A 22,665-nucleotide genomic window follows, 5' to 3' on the forward strand; every position below is an offset into this window, starting at 1 on the left:
ATGGTAGAGTGCCAGATAATGCTCTTAAGACTGCAACTGCTAAGTACACACCAACTGCCACACCAATCACAGTGACTCCTACAGACAAGGTTTCTGAGGATGTTCAAAATGTTCCTCAAACCCAAACTCCTACATTTGAGTTGAGTAACGACAAGGCTGCGAAAATCACAAGCAAGAAATTGGTGGATCCCGCAACTGGTCAACCGACTGATGAAACAACTGTAACAGTAGCAGGGGAAGGAACATACACAATCGATCCTACTACTGGTGCTGTGACATTTACTCCTGAAAAAGATTTTGTTGGAACAGCAAAAGGTGTAACTGTTCAAGCAACTGCGACTATTACCAATGCTAATGGTAAGACAGCAATAATTACTTCAGATGCGAAATATACACCAACTGTAGTGCCAGCTGTTCCAACTGAAAGCCCTGCAACTTCTAAAGATATTCAAGGGGCAACACAAACAGGGACACCAAGCTTTGCAGGAACGACTGTCCAAGTAAATGGTGAAGATAAAGCTATTACGATCAAAGATAATAGCTACACGCTTTTGGATAGTGATGGCAATGAAGTGACAAGTACACCAGCTTATGCCGCTGATGGTACAACTGAAATTGGTACTTACTCAATTGATTCAGCCACTGGTCAAGTAACCTTCACACCGACTGATAAATCATACACTGGTGCAGTCACACCAGCAAAGGTTCAAGCTGAAAGCTCAAACGCTATCAAGGTGGATACAACTTACACACCAGAAATCGTTCCAGTAACCCCAACAGCTACACCAGCTGAAACAACTGATATTCAAGGTGCGACACAAACTGGTAAACCTGAATTCAAGGGTGGAACTGTAACAGTAGATGGCGTTGAGAAAACAGTAGCTATCAATGAAGCTGTTCCAGCAACATTTGATGATGGCTCAACTACCAAGTCAGTTGATGGCGTTGGTACCTACACAGTAGCAGCAGACGGTACTGTTACATTTGTTCCTGAGAAATCATTTGTCGGAACTGCACCGGCTGTAACGGTTGTTCGTGAAGATAAGAACGGAACCAAAGCCTCTGCAACTTATACACCAACTGTGACTCCAGTAACTCCAACTGCAACACCAGTTGAAACAACAGATATCCAAGGTGCTACACAAACTGGTAAACCTGTATTTACTGAAGGCGATAGACGTGTGCCAATGAACGATGATGTTCCAGCAACATTTGATGATGGCTCAACTACCAAGTCAGTTGATGGCGTTGGTACCTACACAGTAGCAGCGGACGGTACTGTTACATTTGTACCAGAACCAAGTTTTACAGGAACAGCACCAGCGGTTACAGTCGTTCGTGAAGACAAGAACGGAACAAAAGCTTCAGCGACTTACACACCATCAGTAACACCAATCACAGTGACTCCTACAGACAAGGTTTCTGCGGATGTTCAAAACGTTCCTCAAACCCAAACACCAACCTTTGATTTGAGTAATGATAAGACTGCTGAAATCACAAGCAAGAAATTGGTGGATCCAGCAACTGGTCAACCAACTGATGAAACAACAGTGACAGTAGCAGGAGAAGGTAGCTATACTATCGACCCAACGACTGGAGCAGTAACATTTACGCCAGAAAAAGACTTTGTTGGTACTGCAAAAGGAGTAACTGTTCAGGCAACAGCTACTATTACAAATGCTAACGGTAAGACTGCAACCATTACTTCAGATGCGACCTACACACCAACTGTTGTAGCTGCTGTTCCAACAGCTCAACCAGCTACATCTAAAGATGTTCAAGGTGCAACGCAAACAGGGACACCAACCTTTGCAGGAACTACTGTCCAAGTAAACGGTGAAGATAAAGCTATTACAATCAAAGATAATAGCTACACGCTTTTGGATAATGATGGCAATGAAGTGACAAGTACACCAGCTTATGCTGCTGATGGTACAACTGAAATCGGTACTTACTCTATCGATTCAGCTACTGGTCAAGTCACTTTCACACCGACTGATAAATCATACACAGGTGTAGTAACACCGGCCAAGGTTCAAGCTGAAAGCTCAAACGGTATCAAGGTGGACACAACTTACACGCCTGAAATCGTACCGGTAACACCGACAGCAACACCAGCTGAAACAACTGATATTCAAGGTGCTACTCAAACTGGTAAACCTGAATTCAAGGGTGGAACAGTAACCGTTGATGGTGTTGAGAAAACAGTAGCTATCAATGAAGATGTTCCAGCGACATTTGACGATGGTTCAACGACTAAGACAGTTGACGGTGTTGGTACTTACACAGTAGCAGCAGACGGTACGGTGACATTTGTTCCTGAGAAATCATTTGTCGGAACTGCACCGGCTGTAACGGTTGTTCGTGAAGACAAGAACGGAACCAAAGCCTCTGCGACTTACACCCCAACAGTAACACCAGTTACACCAACAGCAGAAGATACAACATCAACAGGTAAACAAGGTCAAACCCAAACAGGTAAGCCTGAATTTACTGAAGGTGACAGCCGTGTGCCAATGAACGATGACGTTCCAGCAACCTTCGACGATGGTTCAACTACCAAGACAGTTGATGGCGTTGGTACCTACACAGTAGCAGCCGACGGAACTGTAACTTTTGTTCCAGAGAAATCATTTACTGGAACAGCTCCAGCTGTGACGGTTGTTCGTGAAGATAAGAACGGAACCAAAGCCTTTGCGACTTACACACCAACTGTGACTCCAGTAACTCCAACAGCAACACCAGCTGAATCTACGGGACCTCAAGGTTTGGTTCAAACTGGAACAGTAACCTTCACAGAAGGTGATGAAGTAGCGCCAATTAACAAGGATTCAATTACCCTTCTTGATGAAAATGGTCAGCCAGCAGCATCAGTAGAAGCGAAATCACCAGCAGGTGATGTAATCGGTACCTTCACCGTTGATAAAGAAACAGGTGTTGTGACCTTCACCCCAACGGATAAATCTTATTCAGGTGATGTTGTCCCAGTTAAGGTTCAAGCAGCTGATACAAATGGTACAACAGTAGAAACAACTTACACACCTAAGATTACTCCAGTTGTCCCAACTTCTGAAGATGCAACATCGACAGATATCCAAGGTCAAACACAATCTGGTAAACCAACCTTTACTGAAGGTGATCCAAATGTTCCAATTGATGAAGATACACCAGCGACCTTTGAAGATGGATCAACTACGAAGACAGTAGATGGTGAAGGAACATACACCGTTTCTCCAGATGGTACAGTAACTTTCGTACCAGAAAAATCATTTACTGGAACTGCTTCAGGTGTAACAGTGAAACGTATGGATAAGAACGGAACTGAAATCACAGCTAAGTACACACCAACAGTAACTCCTGTAACACCGACAGCGACACCAGTTGAAACAACAGGTAAACAAGGTCAAACCCAAACAGGTAAGCCTGAATTTACTGAAGGTGATAGTCGTGTACCAATGAACGATGACGTTCCAGCTACTTTCGACGATGGTTCAACTACGAAGACAGTTGATGGAGTTGGTACCTACACAGTAGCAGCTGACGGAACAGTAACCTTTGTTCCTGAGAAATCATTCACAGGTAAAGCGCCGGCCGTAACGGTTGTTCGTGAAGATAAGAACGGAACCAAAGCTTCTGCGACTTACACACCAACTGTGACTCCAGTAACTCCAACAGCAACACCAGCTGAATCTACGGGACCTCAAGGTTTGGTTCAAACTGGAACAGTAACCTTCACAGAAGGTGACCCAGTTGCACCAATCGATAAGGATACCATTACTCTTCTTGATGAAACTGGTCAGCCAGCAGCATCAGTAGAAGCGAAATCACCAGCAGGTGACGTGATTGGTACCTTCACCGTTGATAAAGAAACAGGTGTGGTTACTTTCACACCAACGGATAAATCTTATTCAGGTGATGTTGTCCCAGTTAAGGTTCAAGCAGCTGATACAAATGGTACAACAGTAGAAACAACTTACACACCTAAGATTACTCCAGTTGTCCCAACTTCTGAAGATGCAACATCGACAGATATCCAAGGTCAAACACAATCTGGTAAACCAACCTTTACTGAAGGTGATCCAAATGTTCCAATTGATGAAGATACACCAGCGACCTTTGAAGATGGATCAACTACGAAGACAGTAGATGGTGAAGGAACATACACCGTTTCTCCAGATGGTACAGTAACTTTCGTACCAGAAAAATCATTTACTGGAACTGCTTCAGGTGTAACAGTGAAACGTATGGATAAGAACGGAACTGAAATCACAGCTAAGTACACGCCAACTGTGACTCCTGTAACACCGACAGCGACACCAGTTGAAACAACAGGTAAACAAGGTCAAACCCAAACAGGTAAGCCTGAATTTACTGAAGGTGATAGTCGTGTACCAATGAATGATGACGTTCCAGCTACTTTCGACGATGGTTCAACTACGAAGACAGTTGATGGAGTTGGTACATACACAGTAGCAGCTGACGGAACAGTAACCTTTGTTCCTGAGAAATCATTCGTAGGAACAGCACCAGCTGTAACAGTGGTTCGTGAAGATAAGAACGGAACCAAAGCTTCTGCGACTTACACACCAACTGTGACTCCAGTAACTCCAACAGCAACTCCAGCTGAATCAGAAGCACCTCAAGGTGTGGTTCAAACTGGAACTGTGACCTTCACCGAAGGTGACCCAGTTGCACCAATCGATAAGGATACCATTACTCTTCTTGATGAAAATGGTCAGCCAGCAGAATCTGTAGTTGCTAAATCACCAGAAGGTAAAGAAATTGGTAGTTTCACAGTTGATAAAGAAACAGGTGTTGTAACCTTCACACCAACTGATAAATCTTACTCAGGTGATGTGGTTCCAGTTAAGGTTCAAGGTAAAGATACAAACGGAACAGTTGCTGAAACAACTTACACACCGAAGATCACTCCAGTTGTCCCAACTGCTGAACCTGCAACATCTACAGATATCCAAGGTAAAACACAAACAGGTACACCAAGCTTCACACCTGGTAACCCTGCAATCCCAATGGATGATGATGTACCAGCAACCTTTGAAGATGGCTCAACTACGAAGACCATTCCAGGAGAAGGAACTTACACAGTTGCACCAGATGGAACAGTAACCTTCGTACCAGAAAAATCATTTACTGGAGCAGGAACAGGCGTAACTGTGAAACGTGTGGATAAGAATGGAACTGAAATCACAGCTAAGTACACCCCAACTGTGACTCCTGTAACACCGACAGCGACACCAGTTGAAACAACAGGTAAACAAGGTCAAACCCAAACAGGTAAGCCTGAATTTACTGAAGGTGACAGTCGTGTACCAATGAATGACGATGTACCAGCAACATTTGAAGATGGTTCAACTACCAAGACTGTTGATGGTGTTGGTACATACACAGTAGCAGCAGACGGAACAGTAACCTTCGTACCAGAAAAATCATTCGTCGGAACTGCGCCAGCTGTAACAGTGGTTCGTGAAGATAAGAACGGAACAAAAGCTTCCGCAACTTATACACCAACCGTAACACCAGTTACACCAACTGCAGAAGATACAACATCTACTGACAAACAAGGTCAAACGCAAACAGGTACACCAACCTTCACACCAGGTAATCCAAATGTTCCAATGGATGATGATACACCTGCAACATTTGAAGATGGCTCAACTACGAAGACCGTTCCTGGTGAAGGAACTTACACAGTTGCTCCAGACGGAACCGTAACCTTTGTTCCAGAAAAATCATTCACTGGAGAAGGTACAGGCGTAACGGTTAAACGTGTCGATAAGAACGGTACTCCAGTTACTGCTAAGTACACCCCAACTGTGACTCCAGTAACTCCAACAGCAACTCCTGCTGAATCTGAAGCACCTCAAGGTGTGGTTCAAACTGGAACAGTAACCTTCACTGAAGGTGACCCAGTTGCACCAATTGACAAGGATACTATTACTCTTCTTGATGAAAATGGTCAGCCAGCAGCATCAGTAGAAGCGAAATCACCAGCAGGTGATGTGATCGGTACCTTCACTGTTGATAAAGAAACAGGTGTTGTGACCTTCACCCCAACGGATAAATCTTACTCAGGTGATGTGGTTCCAGTTAAGGTTCAAGGTAAAGATACAAACGGAACAGTTGCTGAAACAACTTACACACCGAAGATCACTCCAGTTGTCCCAACTGCTGAACCTGCAACATCTACAGATATCCAGGGTAAAACACAAACAGGTACACCAAGCTTCACACCTGGTAACCCTGCAATCCCAATGGATGACGATGTACCAGCAACCTTTGAAGATGGCTCAACAACTAAAGTTATTCCAGGAGAAGGTACTTACACTGTAGCTCCTGATGGCACAGTAACCTTCGTCCCAGAAAAATCATTTACTGGAACTGCTTCAGGTGTAACAGTGAAACGTGTGGATAAGAACGGAACTGAAATCACAGCTAAGTACACACCAACAGTAACTCCTGTAACACCGACATCGACACCAGTTGAAACAACAGGTAAACAAGGTCAAACCCAAACAGGTAAGCCTGAATTTACTGAAGGTGACAGTCGTGTACCAATGAACGATGACGTTCCATCTACTTTCGACGATGGTTCAACGACTAAGACAGTTGATGGAGTTGGTACATACACAGTAGCAGCTGACGGAACAGTAACCTTTGTTCCTGAGAAATCATTCACAGGTAAAGCGCCGGCCGTAACAGTTGTCCGTGAAGATATTAACGGAACTAAGGCTTCAGCAACCTACACACCAACAGTAACTCCTGTTACTCCAACTGCTACACCAGCAGAATCAACTGGTCCTCAAGGCGTGGTTCAGACCGGAACAGTAACCTTTACCGAGGGAGATTCCGTTGCTCCAATCGACAAAGATACCATTACTCTTCTTGATGAAAATGGCCAACCAGCAGCGGCAGTGTTTGCGAAATCACCAGCGGGTGATATTATTGGTACCTTCACAGTTGATAAAGAGACAGGTGTTGTAACCTTCACACCAACAGATAAATCTTACTCAGGTAATGTGGTTCCAGTTAAGGTTCAAGCTGCGGATACTAATGGAACAACTGTAGAAACAACTTACACACCTAAGATTACTCCAGTCGTTCCAACTTCTGAAGATGCAACATCGACAGATATCCAAGGTCAAACACAATCTGGTAAACCAACCTTCACAGAAGGGGATCCAAATGTTCCAATCGATGAAGATACTCCAGCTACCTTCGAAGATGGTTCAACCACTAAGACAGTAGAAGGCGTTGGTACATACACAGTAGCAGCAGACGGAACAGTAACTTTCGTACCAGAAAAATCATTTACTGGAACTGCTACAGGCGTAACCGTGAAACGTGTTGATAAGAATGGAACTGAAATTACAGCGAAGTACACACCAACAGTAACTCCAGTTACTCCAACAGCGGAACCAGCAACATCAACAGATATTCAAGGTGCAACTCAAACCGGTAAGCCAACCTTCACCGAAGGTGACAGCCGTGTACCAATGAATGACGATGTTCCAGCAACATTTGATGATGGTTCAACGACTAAGACTGTTGATGGTGTTGGTACATACACAGTAGCAGCAGACGGAACCGTAACCTTTGTTCCAGAAAAATCATTCGTAGGAACTGCACCAGCTGTGACAGTTGTCCGTGAAGATATTAACGGAACTAAGGCTTCAGCAACCTACACACCAACAGTAACTCCAGTTACTCCAACAGCGGAACCAGCAACATCAACAGATATTCAAGGTGCAACTCAAACCGGTAAGCCAACCTTCACCGAAGGTGACAGCCGTGTACCAATGAATGACGATGTTCCAGCAACATTTGATGATGGTTCAACGACTAAGACTGTTGATGGTGTTGGTACATACACAGTAGCAGCAGACGGAACCGTAACCTTTGTTCCAGAAAAATCATTCGTAGGAACTGCACCAGCTGTGACAGTTGTCCGTGAAGATATTAACGGAACTAAGGCTTCAGCAACCTACACGCCAATAGTAACTCCAGTTACACCAACTTCAGAGCCAGCAACATCTACAGATATCCAAGGTCAAACACAAACAGGTAAACCAAGCTTCACGCCTGGTAACCCAAGTGTGCCAATGGATGATGATGTACCAGCTACCTTTGAAGATGGTTCAACAACTAAAGTTATTCCAGGAGAAGGAACTTACACCGTTTCTCCAGACGGAACAGTAACCTTTGTTCCAGAAAAAGCATTCACAGGAACAGGTACAGGCGTAACAGTGAAACGTGTTGATAAGAACGGTACAGCTATTACAGCAACCTACACACCAACCGTTACACCAGTAACACCAACTGCAGAATCAGTTACTTCAATTGGTAATAAGGGTCAAACGCAAACAGGTAAGCCAAGCTTCACTGAAGGCGATAGCCGTGTACCAATGAATAACCAAGTTCCAGCTACCTTTGAAGATGGTTCAACTACCAAGACGATTTCAGGTGTTGGTACTTACACAGTAGCTGCAGATGGAACTGTAACCTTCACACCAGAACCTGAATTTACAGGAACTGCCCCAGCAGTAACAGTTGTTCGTGAGGATGTTAACGGAACTAAGGCTTCAGCAACCTACACACCAACGGTCCTTCCAATCACTAAGTTTGTTGATAAAGAAGGTAAGGAAATCCCAGGATATCCTACAGTTGATGGTGAACAGCCAAAAGCTGAAATTCCAGGTTACCGCTTCGTAGAAACTAAGAAATTACCTAATGGTGATATCGAACATGTCTACGAGCAAGTAACGACGTCATACGTTGATGAAAATGGTACGCCAATCCCTGGTTATCCAACAGAAGATGGCCAACAACCTAAGAAAGAAATCCCAGGTTATGAATTTGTGAAGACAATTGTAGATGAAAATGGTAATACTCAACACATCTACAAACAAATTGTGACTCCAACACCAGTGCCGGATAAAACTCCGACACCAGAGCCACAGCCAGCTCCACAAACAGAAGAGCCTAAGGCTCCAGTACTTCCAGAAACAAAAGAAGAAGCTCACTTTATCAATCCAAGTGATAAGACAGCTCAACTTCCAGAAACTGGTAGTGAGGATTCAAACCTTGCAATCTTTGGTTTGGCAAGTCTTCTAGCTGGATTTGGACTCTATGGCGCAAAACGACGCAAACGTTAAAATGATGTAACGGTCGGATAGGACCTTAAGAATCCAGATTCCAATTAAAATAGACCTCATGGCATTTGCCATGGGGTCTATTTGTATGGACTAGCCTGCTGTTTTTTAAGTCGTCATGATTGACTTTGCTCTCTAGGAAGCGTAATCTAGACCTTAGATGAAGGATTATAAGGAGGTCCCTCTATGATTGAAGTAACTTATTTAAATACCGCCAAGCAAGAAAAACACACATCTTTTGAAGATTACAATGAATTTGTCAGAGCCCAGCAAGCTTGTTGGATTGCCTTACCAGATGCAACGACTGTCACTAAGGTGACGATAAACGGACATGATATTGGCTACAAGGGGCAATATGGTGACCTTTACTTTTATATAATGAAGCTAGACTTGGCCCAATATCAGTAATAATAAGGGGAAAGAATCAGACACGGTGTTCTGATTCTTTTTCTTTGAGCAGTGTAATTTTTATAAATTAAGAATATTGCTAATTGACTGAAAATGACTTACAATAGAAAGGAAGAATTTATAGAAGGAGACACATATGAAAAACAAGCGTTTAATTTGGACTTTGGTTTTCCTAGCTATCTTGACGCTCGGTTCTATTGGTACAGATCTTTTCAAAAAAGAACACCAAGATGCCAATAAGGTCGTCAAAGTAGGTATCCTCCAGTTCGTGACTCACGATGCCCTGGATCAAATCGAGAAAGGAATTGAGGATGGCCTTAAGGAAGCTGGTTATAAGGGGGACAAGGTTAAAATCACCCTCCTAAATGCCGAAGGAGACCAGTCTAAAATTCAAACCATGTCTAAACAATTGGTTAATGACAAGAACGATGTCGTTATCGGTATTGCCACACCAGCAGCACAAGGGCTAGCGGCAGCTACCAAGGATATTCCAGTTATCATGGGGGCTATCTCAGACCCTGTTGGGGCGAAATTGGTTAAGAATCTCAAGCATCCGGAAGGCAATGTCACTGGTACCTCTAACCAAGTGCCGATCAAGCAGACAGTAGAATTGGTCAAATCACTGACACCAAATGTCAAAACGATTGGTATTCTCTACGCTTCAAGTGAGGATAATTCCAAATCACAGGTTGAAAGCTTTAAGAAATACGCTGAAAAAGATGGTCTAAATGTGGTCGAGTACGCCGTACCATCAACCAATGAAATCAATACAACCATGTCAGTCATGACTGGTAAGGTAGATGCCATCTGGACGCCTCAAGATAATACTATTGCCTCAGCTTTTTCAACAGTAATCTCATCAGCCAACCAAGCTAAGATTCCAGTTTATACGACGGTTGATACGATGGTGAAAGAGGGAGGTTTGGCTTCAGTTGCTCAAAGTCAATATGAACTTGGAAAGGCTACAGCTCGTAGTGCCGTTAAGGTTCTTAAAGGTAAGAAAGTTAAGGATGTTCCTGTAGATGTTATCGATGATGGCACACCAACGCTTAACCTTAAAGTTGCTCAAGACCTCAACATCACCATCCCTGACGATGTGCTTAAACAGTCAGACATCGCTGTTAAAGCTGATAAATAAGGAGGACTTATGATTATTTCATCTATTTATCAGGGGCTTCTATACGGAATTCTAGGTCTTGGGATTTACATGACTTTCCGTATCTTGGATTTTCCTGATTTGACAACAGAAGGTTCCTTCCCTCTTGGTGGGGCAGTAGCAGTAACCCTTATGAACTTTGGTTGGAACCCAATTTTAGCGACCTTGGTTGCCGTTTTGGCCGGCTGTGGTGCTGGACTTGTGACTGGTCTCCTCTATACTAAGGGAGAGATTCCTACTATTTTGGCAGGGATTTTGGTCATGACCTCTCTTAACTCAGTCATGCTTATGATTATGGGAAGGGCCAACCTGGGACTTCTTGATATCAAGACTATTCAAGATTTGCTTCCTTTCAGCAAGGACTACAACCTCTTGATTGTTGGTCTCATTGCGGTAACCATTGTTATCACTGCCTTGATTGCCTTTCTTAACACGCGCCTAGGTCAAGCTTATATTGCCACAGGTGATAATAGAGACATGGCCAAATCTTTTGGTATCAACACAGACAATATGGAAGTGATGGGTCTTGTTATCTCAAACGGTATCATTGCCCTCTCAGGAGCCTTGATTAGCCAACAGGACGGTTATGCCGACGTTTCTAAAGGGATTGGGGTTATCGTCATTGGTCTTGCCAGCATTATCATTGGTGAGGTTCTTTATGCGACTAACTTGACTCTGTTGGAACGTTTGATTGCCATCTGTATTGGTTCAATCCTCTATCAGTTCCTTTTGACAGCGGTTATTGCTCTTGGCTTTAACACAAACTACCTCAAACTCTTTAGTGCGATTGTTTTGGCTATTTGTTTGATTTCGCCTGTCCTACGTCGAAAATTCTTTAAGGGGGTGACCTTATCACGATGACAGCTATTGTAGAACTCAAAGATGCGACTGTTAAGGTCAATAACGGTTTTGACACCGAAAAAACAATCCTGGACCATGTTAATCTTACCATTAGAGAAGGTGACTTTATTACCATTCTTGGTGGAAATGGTGCCGGAAAATCAACCCTCTTCAACGTCATTGCAGGGACACTCATGTTGACCAGTGGTCAGATTTTCATCATGGGTGAAGATGTTACGGCTCTCCCTGCTGAGAAGCGTGCTAAGTACCTCTCACGAGTCTTCCAAGATCCTAAAATGGGGACAGCTCCTCGTATGACTGTTGCAGAAAACCTCTTGATTGCCAAATACCGTGGTGAAAAACGAGGGCTTAAATCACGCCAAATTCATCTCTACACAGAGGAGTTCCAAGGTCTGATTGAACGTATCAGTAATGGTTTAGAAAAGCACTTAGATACACCAGCAGGTCTCCTTTCAGGTGGTCAGCGTCAGGCTCTCAGTCTTTTGATGGCGACACTTAAACGTCCTGAGCTCTTGCTCCTAGACGAGCACACCGCAGCTCTGGATCCTAAGACCAGTGTAGCCCTCATGGAGTTGACTGATGAGTTTGTAACAGGTGACCATCTAACAGCCTTGATGATTACCCACCACATGGAAGATGCCCTAAAATATGGCAATCGTCTGATCGTTATGAAGGATGGTCAAATCGTTAAAGACCTTACCAAGGAAGAAAAGGGTCAATTGGATATCACAGACTACTACGCTATGTTTGAGTAAGCCTAGTCTGACTCTAAATTGTAAAATAAGCCAAAAAGTTGTATACTTAAAGGGTATGCAACTTTTTGTTGTGGCCTGTAAATCGACAAGGAGACTGTACGCATGAACGTTCAGCTTCTTGGACCGTCTGTAAAAATAGGCTCTAGAAGAGAGTCAAACTAAAAAGGAGAAAAACAAGCATGAGCGATATTAAAATTATTGCCCTAGGTGGAGTACGTGAAAATGCTAAGAACCTCTATATTGTTGAGATTAACGACTCTATCTTTATCTTGGATGCTGGTCTAAAGTATCCTGAAAATGAACAACTAGGTGTTGACTTTGTCATCCCTAACTTAGATTACTTGATTGAAAATAGAAATCGTATCCAAGGGATTTTCTTAACTCACGGACACGCTGATGCCATTGGTGCCCTACCTTATATCTTACAAGAAGTCAAAGCACCAGTCTTTGGATCATCACTCACAATCGAGTTAGCTAAACTTTTTGTCAAGAATGCTGGCGTTAAGAAATTCAACAATTTCCATGTTATTGACGCAGAAACTGAAATTGAATTTGAAGATGCTGAGGTTTCATTCTTCAAAACAACTCACTCAATTCCAGAATCAATGGGGATTGTTCTTGGTACTGACCAGGGCAATATTGTCTATACAGGTGACTTCAAGTTTGACCAAGCTGCCCGTCCTTACTACAAAACTGATTTAGGTCGTTTGGCTGAAATCGGACGTGAAGGTGTTTTGGCCCTCTTGTCAGACTCAGCAAATGCGACAAGTACGGAACAAACAGCTTCTGAAGCAGAAGTTGGCCAAGAAATTGACCAAGTAATTGCTGATGCAGAAGGACGTGTTATTGTTGCTGCAGTTGCCTCAAACTTGGTACGTATTCAACAAGTCTTTGATTCAGCTGCTGATCACGGACGTCGTGTTGTTCTTACTGGTTTTGACGTAGAAAATATTGTCCGCACAGCCATTCGTCTCAAAAAATTGACTGTGGAGCATGAGAAACTTATTGTCAAACCAAAAGACATGAACAAGTTCGAAGACCACGAGTTAATTATCCTCGAAAATGGTCGTATGGGTGAACCAATCGATGGCCTTCAAAAGATGGCTGTTGGTCGTCACCGTTACGTTCAAATCAAGGATGGAGATTTGGTTTATATCGTAACAACTCCAAGCATTGCTAAGGAAGCCGTAGTGGCACGTGTCAACAACGCTATCTATAAAGCTGGTGGAACTGTTAAGATGATTACTCAGAGCCTTCGTGTTTCTGGACATGCCAATGCTCGCGAACTTCAGTTGATGATTAACCTCCTTCGTCCACAGTATCTCTTCCCTGTCCAAGGGGAGTACCGTGACCTTCAAGCTCATGCAGAGTTAGCCTTGGAAGTTGGTATTCTCCCAGAAAATATTTATATCGTTAAACGCGGGGATATCATGCACTTGTCAGAGGATCAAGGTTTCCTTCATGAAGGAGCTGTCCCAGCTGGTGATGTTATGATTGATGGTAATGCCATTGGTGATGTGGGTAATATCGTCCTTCGTGACCGCAAGGTCTTGTCTGAAGATGGTATCTTTATCGTAGCTATCACTGTTAACAAGAAGGAACGTAAGATTGTCTCTAAAGCGCGTGTGAATACACGTGGGTTCGTTTATGTGAAGAAGAGCCGTGACATTCTCCGTGAGGCTGCTGACATTGTCAATGCTACCGTTGAAAATTACTTGGCAGGAGACAGCTTCGACTGGGGTGAACTTAAAGGTGCCGTCCGAGACGATGTGGCTAAGTTCCTCTTTGACCAAACCAAACGTCGCCCTGCAATCCTTCCAGTAGTCATGGAAGTCCGCTAATAACTGACTAACACATAAGAGTGTGAGCGTACCGCTTGCACCATAGACATTGAGGAAAGTCTCAACAAGACTTTGTTTTAAAATCAAAAGCTGGGGTGTCCCAGCTTTTCTAACATTAAGAAAGGAAAATACAAATGGCTTTTTTTCAAATTGAATACTCATCAGATGTTCTAGGACAATACCGCCAAGTGGATGTCATCTATCCAGATCGTGATCAGATTGCTGAAACGGAAAGTGATACGGACATCCCAGTTCTCTATCTCCTTCATGGCATGGGGGGCAATCATAATTCTTGGGCCTTCCGTACCAATATTCAGCGTCTCCTTCGTAAGACTAATCTCATTGTTATTATGCCTAACTCTGAAAATGGCTGGTATACAAATACCAATTACGGGGTTAAGTATTACGATGCCATTGCTAAGGAGCTTCCTCAAGTCATGCAACGTTTCTTCCCTAGTATGACTAAGAAGCGTGAAAAGACCTTTATCGCTGGACTTTCTATGGGTGGCTATGGTTCTTTCAAACTAGCCTTAACGACAAATAACTTTGCTTGTGCGGGTTCCTTCTCTGGTGCCCTTGGATTATCAGTAGAGATGATTACAGATGAAACGAGTGAGTCTAAGGAATACTGGCAAGGTGTCTTTGGCGATTTGGAAGGAAAAGACATTGAGCAGCACAAATTGGTTAACCTAGCCAAACAACATGACAAGAAAACCAAATTCTTTGCCTGGTGTGGCCTTGAGGATTTCCTTTTTGATTCTCAAGATAAGGCAGTTGCTGATTTGAAGGCCCTTGGTTTAGACATTGACTACCGAACAGACCATGGAAGACATGAGTGGTATTACTGGGAAAAACAACTAGAAGCCTACTTAGAATGGTTACCTATTGATTACGTTAAAGAAGAACGTTTGTCTTAATAGGTCAAGTTTGTAACATCTTATCAAAGAGATGATAAAAGCTTAAAGTGGTATTTTTTGCTTGTCAGAACTATTAGAGCTTGATATACTAGGGGAAGTTTCGAAAAGGAGGCTCAATAATGAAAAAATTATTCAGAGTAATCTTCTATATTCCCAAACTTCTTTTACAATTTATTTGGAATCTTATTTGGGCTATATTTAAACTTGCCCTAGTCCTAGCCCTTATTGGTTATGGACTCGTCTACTATGCCAATAATTCTTCAAGTACCTTAGCCACAAACATTAATCAAGCCTTTCATCAAGTAGAACTAGGTTTTAGTGGTACCAGTACTAGTGACGTTGAGAAAGTTGTCTCTAACCTATCAACGACTGATACCATTCCAGAGTCTAATGGAGCTAGATGGGCGCAAAATACAGCTAGCATCTATATACAATCTACAGATGAAACCTTGGTAGCAGCTTATAAGGAAGCTATTACTAACTGGAATAACACGGGTGCTTTCATCTTTACTTTAACTGATGATGCTTCAACAGCTGATATTGTTGCGACTGACTATTCCGATGCGAATTCACAGGCAGCAGGTTTAGCAGACACTCAAACCAATGTTTTGACCAATCGCATCACTCATGTAGATGTGAAGTTGAACCGTTATTTCCTCTTGAATAGTGATTTTGGTTATACTCACAAGCGTATTGTGAATACGGCTGAACACGAATTGGGACATGCCATTGGCTTAGACCATGATGACTCTAAGACATCCGTTATGCAATCAGCAGGATCTTATTACGGGATTCAACAGGTGGATATTGATACGGTCCATGCTCTCTATGCGAATTAAGGAGGGGAGTCATGCGCTATTTGAAATGCCTTGCTAGACGTTACCCCATGCAAACCTTCCTTTTTCTTTTCAATGCTGGGGTCTTTACTTGGTTGCAAACAACAGGAACCATGATTGCCAATCGTTTGGGACTATCAGGTGATGGTATTTGGATTTATATTCCCAATTGGGTAAAAACGCTGACCAGTCATTCCATACAGAGTATTCAAACCCTATACGGGGCCTCTGGTTGGAGTTGGTTAATCACCTCTATGCTTCTCACTTGGCTCTTGACTTTTCTGAGAGGTCTCATGAGAGCAGTGATTCTCATTCTGATAGTTGGTCTTGGCTTATGGCTAGTCTATCGACACTTTGAACTCTTACAAAATCTAAAACTGTCCTGATGGCAGTTTTTTTGAGTTATTAGGTCATTTATTTTCTGAAGAAATATGATATAATATAGCTAATTTATTATTTTGGAGGACATTATGGCTTTAGCAAAAATCGTTTATGCCAGTATGACCGGTAACACGGAAGAAATCGCAGATATCGTTGCGAAAAAATTGGAAGAATTAGGTCACACTGTAGATGTAGACGAGTGTACAACGGTTGATGCCGCTGATTTTGAAGATGCGGACATCTGTATCGTAGCGACTTACACTTATGGTGATGGTGAGTTGCCAGATGAAATCGTTGACTTTTACGAAGATTTGGCTGACCTCGACTTGTCAGGTAAAATCTTTGGTGTTGTAGGTTCAGGAGATACCTTCTACGATTATTTCTGTCATTCAGTGGATGAGTTTGAAAATCAATTCACATTCACAGGGGCGACTAAAGGTGCTGATAGCGTCAAGGTTGACCTTTCTGCTGAAGATGAAGATATCGAAAACCTCGAAGCTTTCGCTGAAAAAGTTTCAGAAGCATTAGCATAAGAAAAAAGCAGAGTAAAGTCTGCTTTTATTGTAGTCAAAAATGGAGTTTTTATGAATGAAATAGAAAGAGATTTTAGGACGCAATCTCAGCATCTCCTTTGGTCCGTTTGGCGAGGGCTCTTAGTGGGGGTGACAGCAGGAGCAGTAGTCAGTCTTTTTCGTTGGTTAATTGCCAAAGGAGCCGCATTTTCTGTAGCTATTTACGAAGACGCTCTTCATAATCCACTTCTGATTCTGGGAATTGTACTTGTTAATCTCTTGATTGCCCTTTTTATTGGTTACCTTATTAAACAGGAAAAAGACATCAAGGGCTCAGGGATTCCTCACGTTGAAGGGGAACTGATGGGGCTTCTACATCCGTCCTGGTGGTCAGTTTTATGGCGTAAATTCCTAGGTGGAGTCCTTGGGATTTCAATGGGACTGATGTTGGGACGTGAGGGGCCTAGTATTCAACTAGGTGCCATGACTGCTAAGGGATTAGCGGAGGGACTTAAGCTCTCTGCACGTGAGAAGCGTGTCTTGATTGCTGCAGGAGCAGCAGCAGGGTTATCAGCTGCCTTTAATGCCCCGATTGCTGGTCTTTTGTTTGTCGTCGAAGAAGTCTATCATCATTTCTCTCGTCATGTTTGGGTGACTGCTTTAACAGCATCTTTAGTGGCCAATGCTGTTTCCCTACGCATCTTTGGCCAGGTACCAGTCCTTGCTATGACAGAAAAATTACCCGTATTTCCTTTGAATGATTATTGGATTCTTATTGTTTTGGGGATTTTTCTAGGTGTGCTTGGATACGGTTATGAGTGGGTTGTCTTACGTATTGGTAAGGTCTACCAAGGGTTAGGGAAAATCTTCCACTTGCCATCTCATTTTCATGGCCTCTTGGCAGTTCTGTTTATCATTCCTATTGGTCTTTATTTTCCACATCTTTTAGGTGGTGGGAATGAATTGATTCTTGCTCTAAATGGTTTACATCCTGCTCTAACTGTGGCTATCCTCTATTTGGCTATTCGCTTTGTTTGGAGTATGTTGTCCTTTGGTTCAGGTTTTCCTGGTGGGATTTTCTTGCCGATTTTGACTCTAGGTGCTCTTTCTGGTAGCGTTTTTGCGGCAGCTTTTGAAAATCTAGGATTCTTACAAGTCAGTCAGTTCCCTATTTTTATCATTCTTGGTATGGCTGGTTATTTCGGTGCGGTATCTAAGGCACCGCTAACTGCTATGATTCTAGTAACTGAGATGGTGGGTGACCTTCACCAATTAATGACAATTGGAGTCGTAACCCTGATTGCCTATCTAGTTATGGATTTCATGGGAGGAGAACCTGTCTATGAAGCCATGCTTCACAATCTAATCGCTCACAAACCAGAGCAAGTTGATAATATTCCGACGATGATTGACTTACCGGTTACAGATAGTCTAGCTGGTCGATTGGTTAAGGATTTAACCTTACCTGATGGGGTTTTGATTTCCACTCAGATTTTTCAAGACCAGTCTGAAGTTGTTCATGGAGACACACGTCTAAAAGCAGGAGCAACCCTGTATCTAGTTGTTAATGAAAGTAATATCAGTCAGGTAAGAAAACTCTTTTTATAAGCAATTCAATGGCTTGAGGCTCTTTTGTCCTCAGGTCATTTTTGTTATAATGGAGAGAAAAAAGGAGGTCAGTATGGACTTAAATGAGATTCGCCAACAGATTGACACCGTTGATAATGAGATCGTGGCTTTGTTGGAAGAACGTATGAAATTGGTAACTCGAGTAAGTGCTTATAAACAACGCACTGGAAAGGCGATTTATGATCCCGAACGAGAGCAAGCCTTGCTAGACAAAGTAGGCGCTAGTGTTCTTAATCCCGAATATAAAGAAGCTATCGTCGCTAGTTTCGCGGATATTATGAAGCATTCACGTACTTATCAAGCAAGTAAGCTAGAAGAAAAGTAGGCAACTAGGATGAAAGTAAGACAATTAAGTGATAGTCAAGGTCTTTCTTACTTACATTTAGTAATGTTAAGTCTTTATGCAATCTTGTTGGGGGTGCTTGTTGGGCTGATTGATGCTATTTTTGGGCGCGTACTGATAGGACTCTCGGAATTTCGTGACCACCATCTCTTTTATCTAGTCCCGGCACTTCCTTTAGCAGGTCTTTTGATAGTTTACCTTTACCAAAAGTTTGCGGGTAAGGCGGCACAGGGAATGGGCTTGATTTTCAAGGTTGGACATAATGAGGAGGATCAAGTCCCCCTAAGGTTAATTCCACTGGTGACTGTAACCACATGGCTGACCCACCTTTTCGGGGGTTCTGCAGGTCGTGAGGGAGTTGCTGTACAACTGGGGGCCACAGTTTCTCATGCTTTTAGTCTCTATTTTAAGCTCCCGAATGCTTCACGTATTTTCTTGACCATGGGTATGGCAGCTGGTTTTGGAGGACTCTTCCAAACACCAATTGCTGCGACCTTCTTTGCGCTTGAGGTCTTGACCCTAGGACAGTTAAGTCTGCCAATCTTGGTACCGACTCTTATTGCATCTTTTGTGGCGAGTACGACAAGCCATCTCTTAGGTCTTGAAAAATTTAGCCACTTTGTATCTGAAAGTTTAACTATTGACCTTGGGACGTTTATTAAGTTAGCTCTTTTAGGTCTGGCCTTTGGTCTAGCAGGAAATCTCTTTGCTTTTCTCTTGTCACTAGCTAAAAAGAAAGTAGCAAGTCTGCTCCCAAATCCTTATTATCGTGTTCTCTTAGGAAGTGTCGTCTTAACCTGTCTTCTTTTGATTTTGTGGAAGGGACGCTATACAGGTCTTGGAACGAATTTGATTGCTTTAAGTGTTGGTGGTGGGACCATTTATCCATTGGATTGGCTCTTGAAATTGCTCTTGACCGTTTTTACCCTATCTCTTGGTTTCCAAGGAGGAGAAGTAACTCCTTTGTTTGCTATTGGAGCAAGTCTTGGTGCTGTTCTAGCACCAGTTCTAGGACTTCCAATTCCACTTGTAGCAGGTCTTGGCTATTTGTCTGTCTTTGGTAGCAGTACCAATACCCTTTTAACACCTATTTTCATTGGCGTTGAAGTCTTTGGTCCCGCTAATGCAGTCCCTTATGCGATTGTCATGGCTTTTGCTTATCTCATTAATCATAAGACGAGCATTTATGGACAACAAAAAATGCTAGAAATGCAATAAGATACTAGACATTCTGATAATTTTTTGATAAGATACTAAGAGTGTGTAATGGACACACAAAAATAACGGCTAATCCGCTGAGACACAGAGGTTGCTCTTAAGATTAGTAAGATAGGAGTATATAAAAATGAATCCATTGATCCAAAGTTTGACAGAAGGTCAACTTCGTACTGACATCCCATCATTCCGTCCTGGTGACACAGTTCGCGTTCACGCGAAAGTTGTCGAAGGAACTCGCGAACGTATCCAGATCTTTGAAGGTGTAGTTATTTCACGCAAAGGTCAAGGGATCTCAGAAATGTACACAGTTCGTAAAATTTCAAGCGGTATCGGTGTAGAACGTACTTTCCCAATCCACACTCCACGTGTTGAAAAGATTGAAGTTGTACGCTACGGTAAAGTCCGCCGTGCTAAACTTTACTACTTGCGTGCTTTGCAAGGTAAAGCTGCACGTATCAAAGAAATCCGTAAATAATTTACAGATTTCACATAAAAAATCTGTCCTCGTGGCAGATTTTTTCATAAGTCCTCTTAGTTAAATGGATATAACAACTCCCTCCTAAGGAGTCGTTGCTGGTTCGATTCCGGCAGGGGACATTTTTAAGCCTTTAAGCATGCGGTTTTAAAGCGATTTGTCCACATTTGTTTTATCTTTTTATCGTTATGTTCTTTATGGGCTTTTAACGAAAAGGTTTTAAGCTAGTTTGCCCAAAATTTAAGCTAAATGTATTTGACACCTATTGAATTATAGGTGTTTTTTTGATAAGCAAAAACCCTAGTCAGGATTAGTCCTAACTAGGGTTCAAAATAGAATACTGGTGATGTTTAGTATTCTGTTATCTCATTAATTGGAATTGGCAGTTGTGTCTGTGCTTGATGAAGCTTGTGGGTACTCGTAAGGATTGTTATCAACGTCGTTAACCCACTCATTGCTCTGATCAGTTGAGCTTGAGTGATTGCTTCCTCCACCAGCACCTGCAGCGAAGGCTGCATCGTGACCTCCACCGCCTCCTCCGTTAGTGGCATAGGAGCCATCTTCTGGTCCGCCCCAACCTCGTCCGCCTTCAGTAGGCTTGGACTTTTCTTGATTTCCCTCTTGATGAGTTGTTTGGTTGTTTGTTTTCTGATTTGCTCCTTGAACTGAAGGAGATGCTTGGTCCTTATTTTCGTCTTTAGCATCTGTCTTATGATCTTCCGTCGAAGTAGCTGTTGATGATTTAGTATTCTCTTTTTTATGAGATGAGCTGTTTTTTGATGAAAGGCTGTGAGAGATGTGATGCGTTTTTGCTGCTGGCTTTACAGGTTCTTTTAAATGTTTTGATAAAAAACCGAAGAGAAAGAAGAAAGCTAGCAAAGAGAAGGTGATAATATTATATTTTTTTCTTTTCAAATTTGGCTCCGTTCCTAGTCATAGATGAAGAGTTAAAAATAACAGTAAAAAACCAGGTTTCCCTGGTTCTCATTATTAGCGGCTTACACGACGGCGAGCTGCTTTTTTACGGTTTTCTTCGATGAAAGCCAATTTCTTTTCTTCTGGTTCGATAATGGTTTTCTTAACTGCGAAGACAGCACCTGCTACAGTAGCAGCAGTTCCGATAACGCCAGTAGCGACACCTTTAGCGAATGAATGTTTTTTAGCCATGAGACTATCCTCCGTATATGTTATAATATGCTTATATTATCTAAAAAAATATCTAGAATAGCAAGTGAAAACATTATGAAAACCAAACTTATTGTAGTAGCTGGTCCTACTGCTGTGGGAAAAACAGCGCTTGGAATTGAATTGGCCAAGCGTTTTAATGGCGAAATTATTTCAGGAGATAGCCAGCAGGTTTACCGACAATTGAATATAGGAACCGCCAAGGCCACTCCTGAAGAGCAGGCAGCAGCAGTACATCATCTGATTGATGTTCGCGATGTTGATGAGACCTATTCAGCTTATGATTTTGTGACAGAGGCAGAGGCTGCCATTACTGATATCGTTAGTCGTGGTAAACTGCCTATTGTAGTAGGAGGAACAGGTCTCTATTTACAAAGTCTTTTAGAAGGGTATCACCTAGGGGGACAGGTGGATCAGGAGCAGGTCTTAGCCTATCGCACGGAATTAGAGCAATTATCTGATCAGGAACTTTTTGAAAAAATTGATAACTTAGGTATTGAGATTAAAGAGATTAACCGTCGGCGTGCTATTAGAGCACTTGAGCTTCATCGTTTTTCGGAGAATCTTGAAAATACTGAGCCGACTTATGATCCCTTTCTTATCGGATTAGATGATGAACGTTCCTTGATTTATGACCGCATCAATACACGAGTAGACAAGATGGTTGAACATGGTCTCTTGGAAGAGGCCATGTGGTTGTACGATAATTATCCTAATGCCCAGTCAGCTCGTGGTATAGGCTACAAGGAGTTGTTTCCTTATTTTGCTGGGAACCAAACCTTGGATGAAGCCTTGGAAAAACTCAAGCAAAATACGCGTCGATTTGCTAAACGGCAATTAACCTGGTTCAGAAATAGAATGACTGTTAAGTTTTATCAGATTTCTAGTCCAGAATATCCTGAAAATGTCGTTCAAGATCTTGAATTATTTTTAAATGAAAGGGAAGGAGAAAAGGTAGGTCAATCTTAGTTTTAAGAA

At 42.5% G+C, this 22,665-nt stretch carries 17 protein-coding genes and 1 tRNA gene; 16 read left to right on the forward strand and 2 right to left on the reverse strand.

Annotated features, from left to right (window positions below; genetic code table 11):
* Positions 1-8 precede the first annotated feature (8 nt).
* From BSR19_RS04720 to BSR19_RS04790, 15 genes are all read left to right on the forward strand, one after another.
* Positions 9-9,173, forward strand: a complete 9,165-nt coding sequence (locus BSR19_RS04720) for an LPXTG cell wall anchor domain-containing protein (RefSeq protein ID WP_414820568.1) — start codon at positions 9-11, stop codon at positions 9,171-9,173.
* A gap of 183 nt (positions 9,174-9,356) precedes the next feature.
* Positions 9,357-9,578, forward strand: coding sequence for a DUF4649 family protein (locus BSR19_RS04725; RefSeq protein WP_156246655.1), 222 nt, complete (start codon positions 9,357-9,359; stop codon positions 9,576-9,578).
* A 136-nt stretch (positions 9,579-9,714) separates the two neighbouring features.
* On the forward strand, positions 9,715-10,716 hold the full coding sequence (gene trpX / locus BSR19_RS04730; RefSeq protein ID WP_156246656.1) for a tryptophan ABC transporter substrate-binding protein: 1,002 nt from the start codon (positions 9,715-9,717) through the stop codon (positions 10,714-10,716).
* Between the two features lie 9 nt (positions 10,717-10,725).
* Positions 10,726-11,595 carry an ABC transporter permease gene (locus BSR19_RS04735; RefSeq protein WP_002883493.1) on the forward strand — a complete coding sequence of 290 codons (870 nt, stop codon included), beginning with the start codon at positions 10,726-10,728 and terminating at the stop codon, positions 11,593-11,595.
* Positions 11,592-12,350 carry an ABC transporter ATP-binding protein gene (locus BSR19_RS04740; RefSeq protein ID WP_156246657.1) on the forward strand — a complete coding sequence of 253 codons (759 nt, stop codon included), beginning with the start codon at positions 11,592-11,594 and terminating at the stop codon, positions 12,348-12,350. The genes BSR19_RS04735 and BSR19_RS04740 overlap by 4 nt, the downstream gene beginning before the upstream one ends.
* 179 nt (positions 12,351-12,529) lie before the next feature.
* Positions 12,530-14,191, forward strand: a complete 1,662-nt coding sequence (locus tag BSR19_RS04745) for a ribonuclease J (RefSeq protein ID WP_070655708.1) — start codon at positions 12,530-12,532, stop codon at positions 14,189-14,191.
* A gap of 134 nt (positions 14,192-14,325) precedes the next feature.
* The gene (locus BSR19_RS04750) at positions 14,326-15,108 is read left to right on the forward strand and encodes an alpha/beta hydrolase (protein ID WP_037611699.1); all 783 of its coding nucleotides are present in this window, start codon (positions 14,326-14,328) and stop codon (positions 15,106-15,108) included.
* A 119-nt stretch (positions 15,109-15,227) separates the two neighbouring features.
* Entirely contained in the window at positions 15,228-15,947 is a 720-nt protein-coding gene (locus BSR19_RS04755) for a matrixin family metalloprotease (protein ID WP_004182633.1), read from the forward strand.
* Between the two features lie 11 nt (positions 15,948-15,958).
* The gene (locus BSR19_RS04760; protein ID WP_156246658.1) at positions 15,959-16,330 is read left to right on the forward strand and encodes a hypothetical protein; all 372 of its coding nucleotides are present in this window, start codon (positions 15,959-15,961) and stop codon (positions 16,328-16,330) included.
* An 84-nt stretch (positions 16,331-16,414) separates the two neighbouring features.
* The gene (locus BSR19_RS04765; RefSeq protein ID WP_002883520.1) at positions 16,415-16,858 is read left to right on the forward strand and encodes a flavodoxin; all 444 of its coding nucleotides are present in this window, start codon (positions 16,415-16,417) and stop codon (positions 16,856-16,858) included.
* A 51-nt stretch (positions 16,859-16,909) separates the two neighbouring features.
* Entirely contained in the window at positions 16,910-18,445 is a 1,536-nt protein-coding gene (locus BSR19_RS04770) for a ClC family H(+)/Cl(-) exchange transporter (RefSeq protein ID WP_156246659.1), read from the forward strand.
* A 73-nt stretch (positions 18,446-18,518) separates the two neighbouring features.
* Entirely contained in the window at positions 18,519-18,791 is a 273-nt protein-coding gene (locus tag BSR19_RS04775; protein WP_013990705.1) for a chorismate mutase, read from the forward strand.
* A 9-nt stretch (positions 18,792-18,800) separates the two neighbouring features.
* Positions 18,801-20,027 carry a voltage-gated chloride channel family protein gene (locus tag BSR19_RS04780; protein ID WP_156246660.1) on the forward strand — a complete coding sequence of 409 codons (1,227 nt, stop codon included), beginning with the start codon at positions 18,801-18,803 and terminating at the stop codon, positions 20,025-20,027.
* A gap of 127 nt (positions 20,028-20,154) precedes the next feature.
* Positions 20,155-20,502, forward strand: coding sequence for a 50S ribosomal protein L19 (rplS, locus tag BSR19_RS04785; protein WP_002883489.1), 348 nt, complete (start codon positions 20,155-20,157; stop codon positions 20,500-20,502).
* Positions 20,503-20,552: 50 nt separating this feature from the next.
* Positions 20,553-20,624 (forward strand) — tRNA-Arg (locus tag BSR19_RS04790).
* 247 nt (positions 20,625-20,871) lie between these two features.
* On the opposite strand, the gene BSR19_RS04795 is transcribed toward BSR19_RS04790, so the two are convergent.
* On the reverse strand, positions 20,872-21,417 hold the full coding sequence (locus BSR19_RS04795; RefSeq protein ID WP_156246661.1) for a hypothetical protein: 546 nt from the start codon (positions 21,415-21,417) through the stop codon (positions 20,872-20,874).
* Between the two features lie 75 nt (positions 21,418-21,492).
* Positions 21,493-21,669, reverse strand: coding sequence for a DUF3042 family protein (locus tag BSR19_RS04800; RefSeq protein WP_002883513.1), 177 nt, complete (start codon positions 21,667-21,669; stop codon positions 21,493-21,495).
* A gap of 75 nt (positions 21,670-21,744) precedes the next feature.
* Here BSR19_RS04800 and miaA point away from each other — a divergent pair, with 75 nt between their 5' ends.
* A complete protein-coding gene (gene miaA / locus BSR19_RS04805; protein ID WP_156246662.1) occupies positions 21,745-22,656 on the forward strand; it encodes a tRNA (adenosine(37)-N6)-dimethylallyltransferase MiaA in 912 nt (303 codons plus the stop codon).
* Positions 22,657-22,665 lie beyond the last annotated feature (9 nt).

The sequence above is a fragment of the Streptococcus salivarius genome, from assembly GCF_009738225.1.
Taxonomy (GTDB): domain Bacteria; phylum Bacillota; class Bacilli; order Lactobacillales; family Streptococcaceae; genus Streptococcus.

Excerpts from the sequence above, each read along its gene's own strand:
- BSR19_RS04725 (WP_156246655.1), top strand. The coding sequence starts at position 9,357 with ATGATTGAAGTAACTTATTTAAATACCGCCAAGCAAGAAAAACACACA.
- trpX (WP_156246656.1), top strand. The coding sequence starts at position 9,715 with ATGAAAAACAAGCGTTTAATTTGGACTTTGGTTTTCCTAGCTATCTTG.
- BSR19_RS04735 (WP_002883493.1), top strand. The coding sequence starts at position 10,726 with ATGATTATTTCATCTATTTATCAGGGGCTTCTATACGGAATTCTAGGT.
- BSR19_RS04740 (WP_156246657.1), top strand. The coding sequence starts at position 11,592 with ATGACAGCTATTGTAGAACTCAAAGATGCGACTGTTAAGGTCAATAAC.
- BSR19_RS04745 (WP_070655708.1), top strand. The coding sequence starts at position 12,530 with ATGAGCGATATTAAAATTATTGCCCTAGGTGGAGTACGTGAAAATGCT.
- BSR19_RS04750 (WP_037611699.1), top strand. The coding sequence starts at position 14,326 with ATGGCTTTTTTTCAAATTGAATACTCATCAGATGTTCTAGGACAATAC.
- BSR19_RS04755 (WP_004182633.1), top strand. The coding sequence starts at position 15,228 with ATGAAAAAATTATTCAGAGTAATCTTCTATATTCCCAAACTTCTTTTA.
- BSR19_RS04760 (WP_156246658.1), top strand. The coding sequence starts at position 15,959 with ATGCGCTATTTGAAATGCCTTGCTAGACGTTACCCCATGCAAACCTTC.
- BSR19_RS04765 (WP_002883520.1), top strand. The coding sequence starts at position 16,415 with ATGGCTTTAGCAAAAATCGTTTATGCCAGTATGACCGGTAACACGGAA.
- BSR19_RS04770 (WP_156246659.1), top strand. The coding sequence starts at position 16,910 with ATGAATGAAATAGAAAGAGATTTTAGGACGCAATCTCAGCATCTCCTT.
- BSR19_RS04775 (WP_013990705.1), top strand. The coding sequence starts at position 18,519 with ATGGACTTAAATGAGATTCGCCAACAGATTGACACCGTTGATAATGAG.
- BSR19_RS04780 (WP_156246660.1), top strand. The coding sequence starts at position 18,801 with ATGAAAGTAAGACAATTAAGTGATAGTCAAGGTCTTTCTTACTTACAT.
- rplS (WP_002883489.1), top strand. The coding sequence starts at position 20,155 with ATGAATCCATTGATCCAAAGTTTGACAGAAGGTCAACTTCGTACTGAC.
- BSR19_RS04800 (WP_002883513.1), bottom strand. The coding sequence starts at position 21,669 with ATGGCTAAAAAACATTCATTCGCTAAAGGTGTCGCTACTGGCGTTATC.
- miaA (WP_156246662.1), top strand. The coding sequence starts at position 21,745 with ATGAAAACCAAACTTATTGTAGTAGCTGGTCCTACTGCTGTGGGAAAA.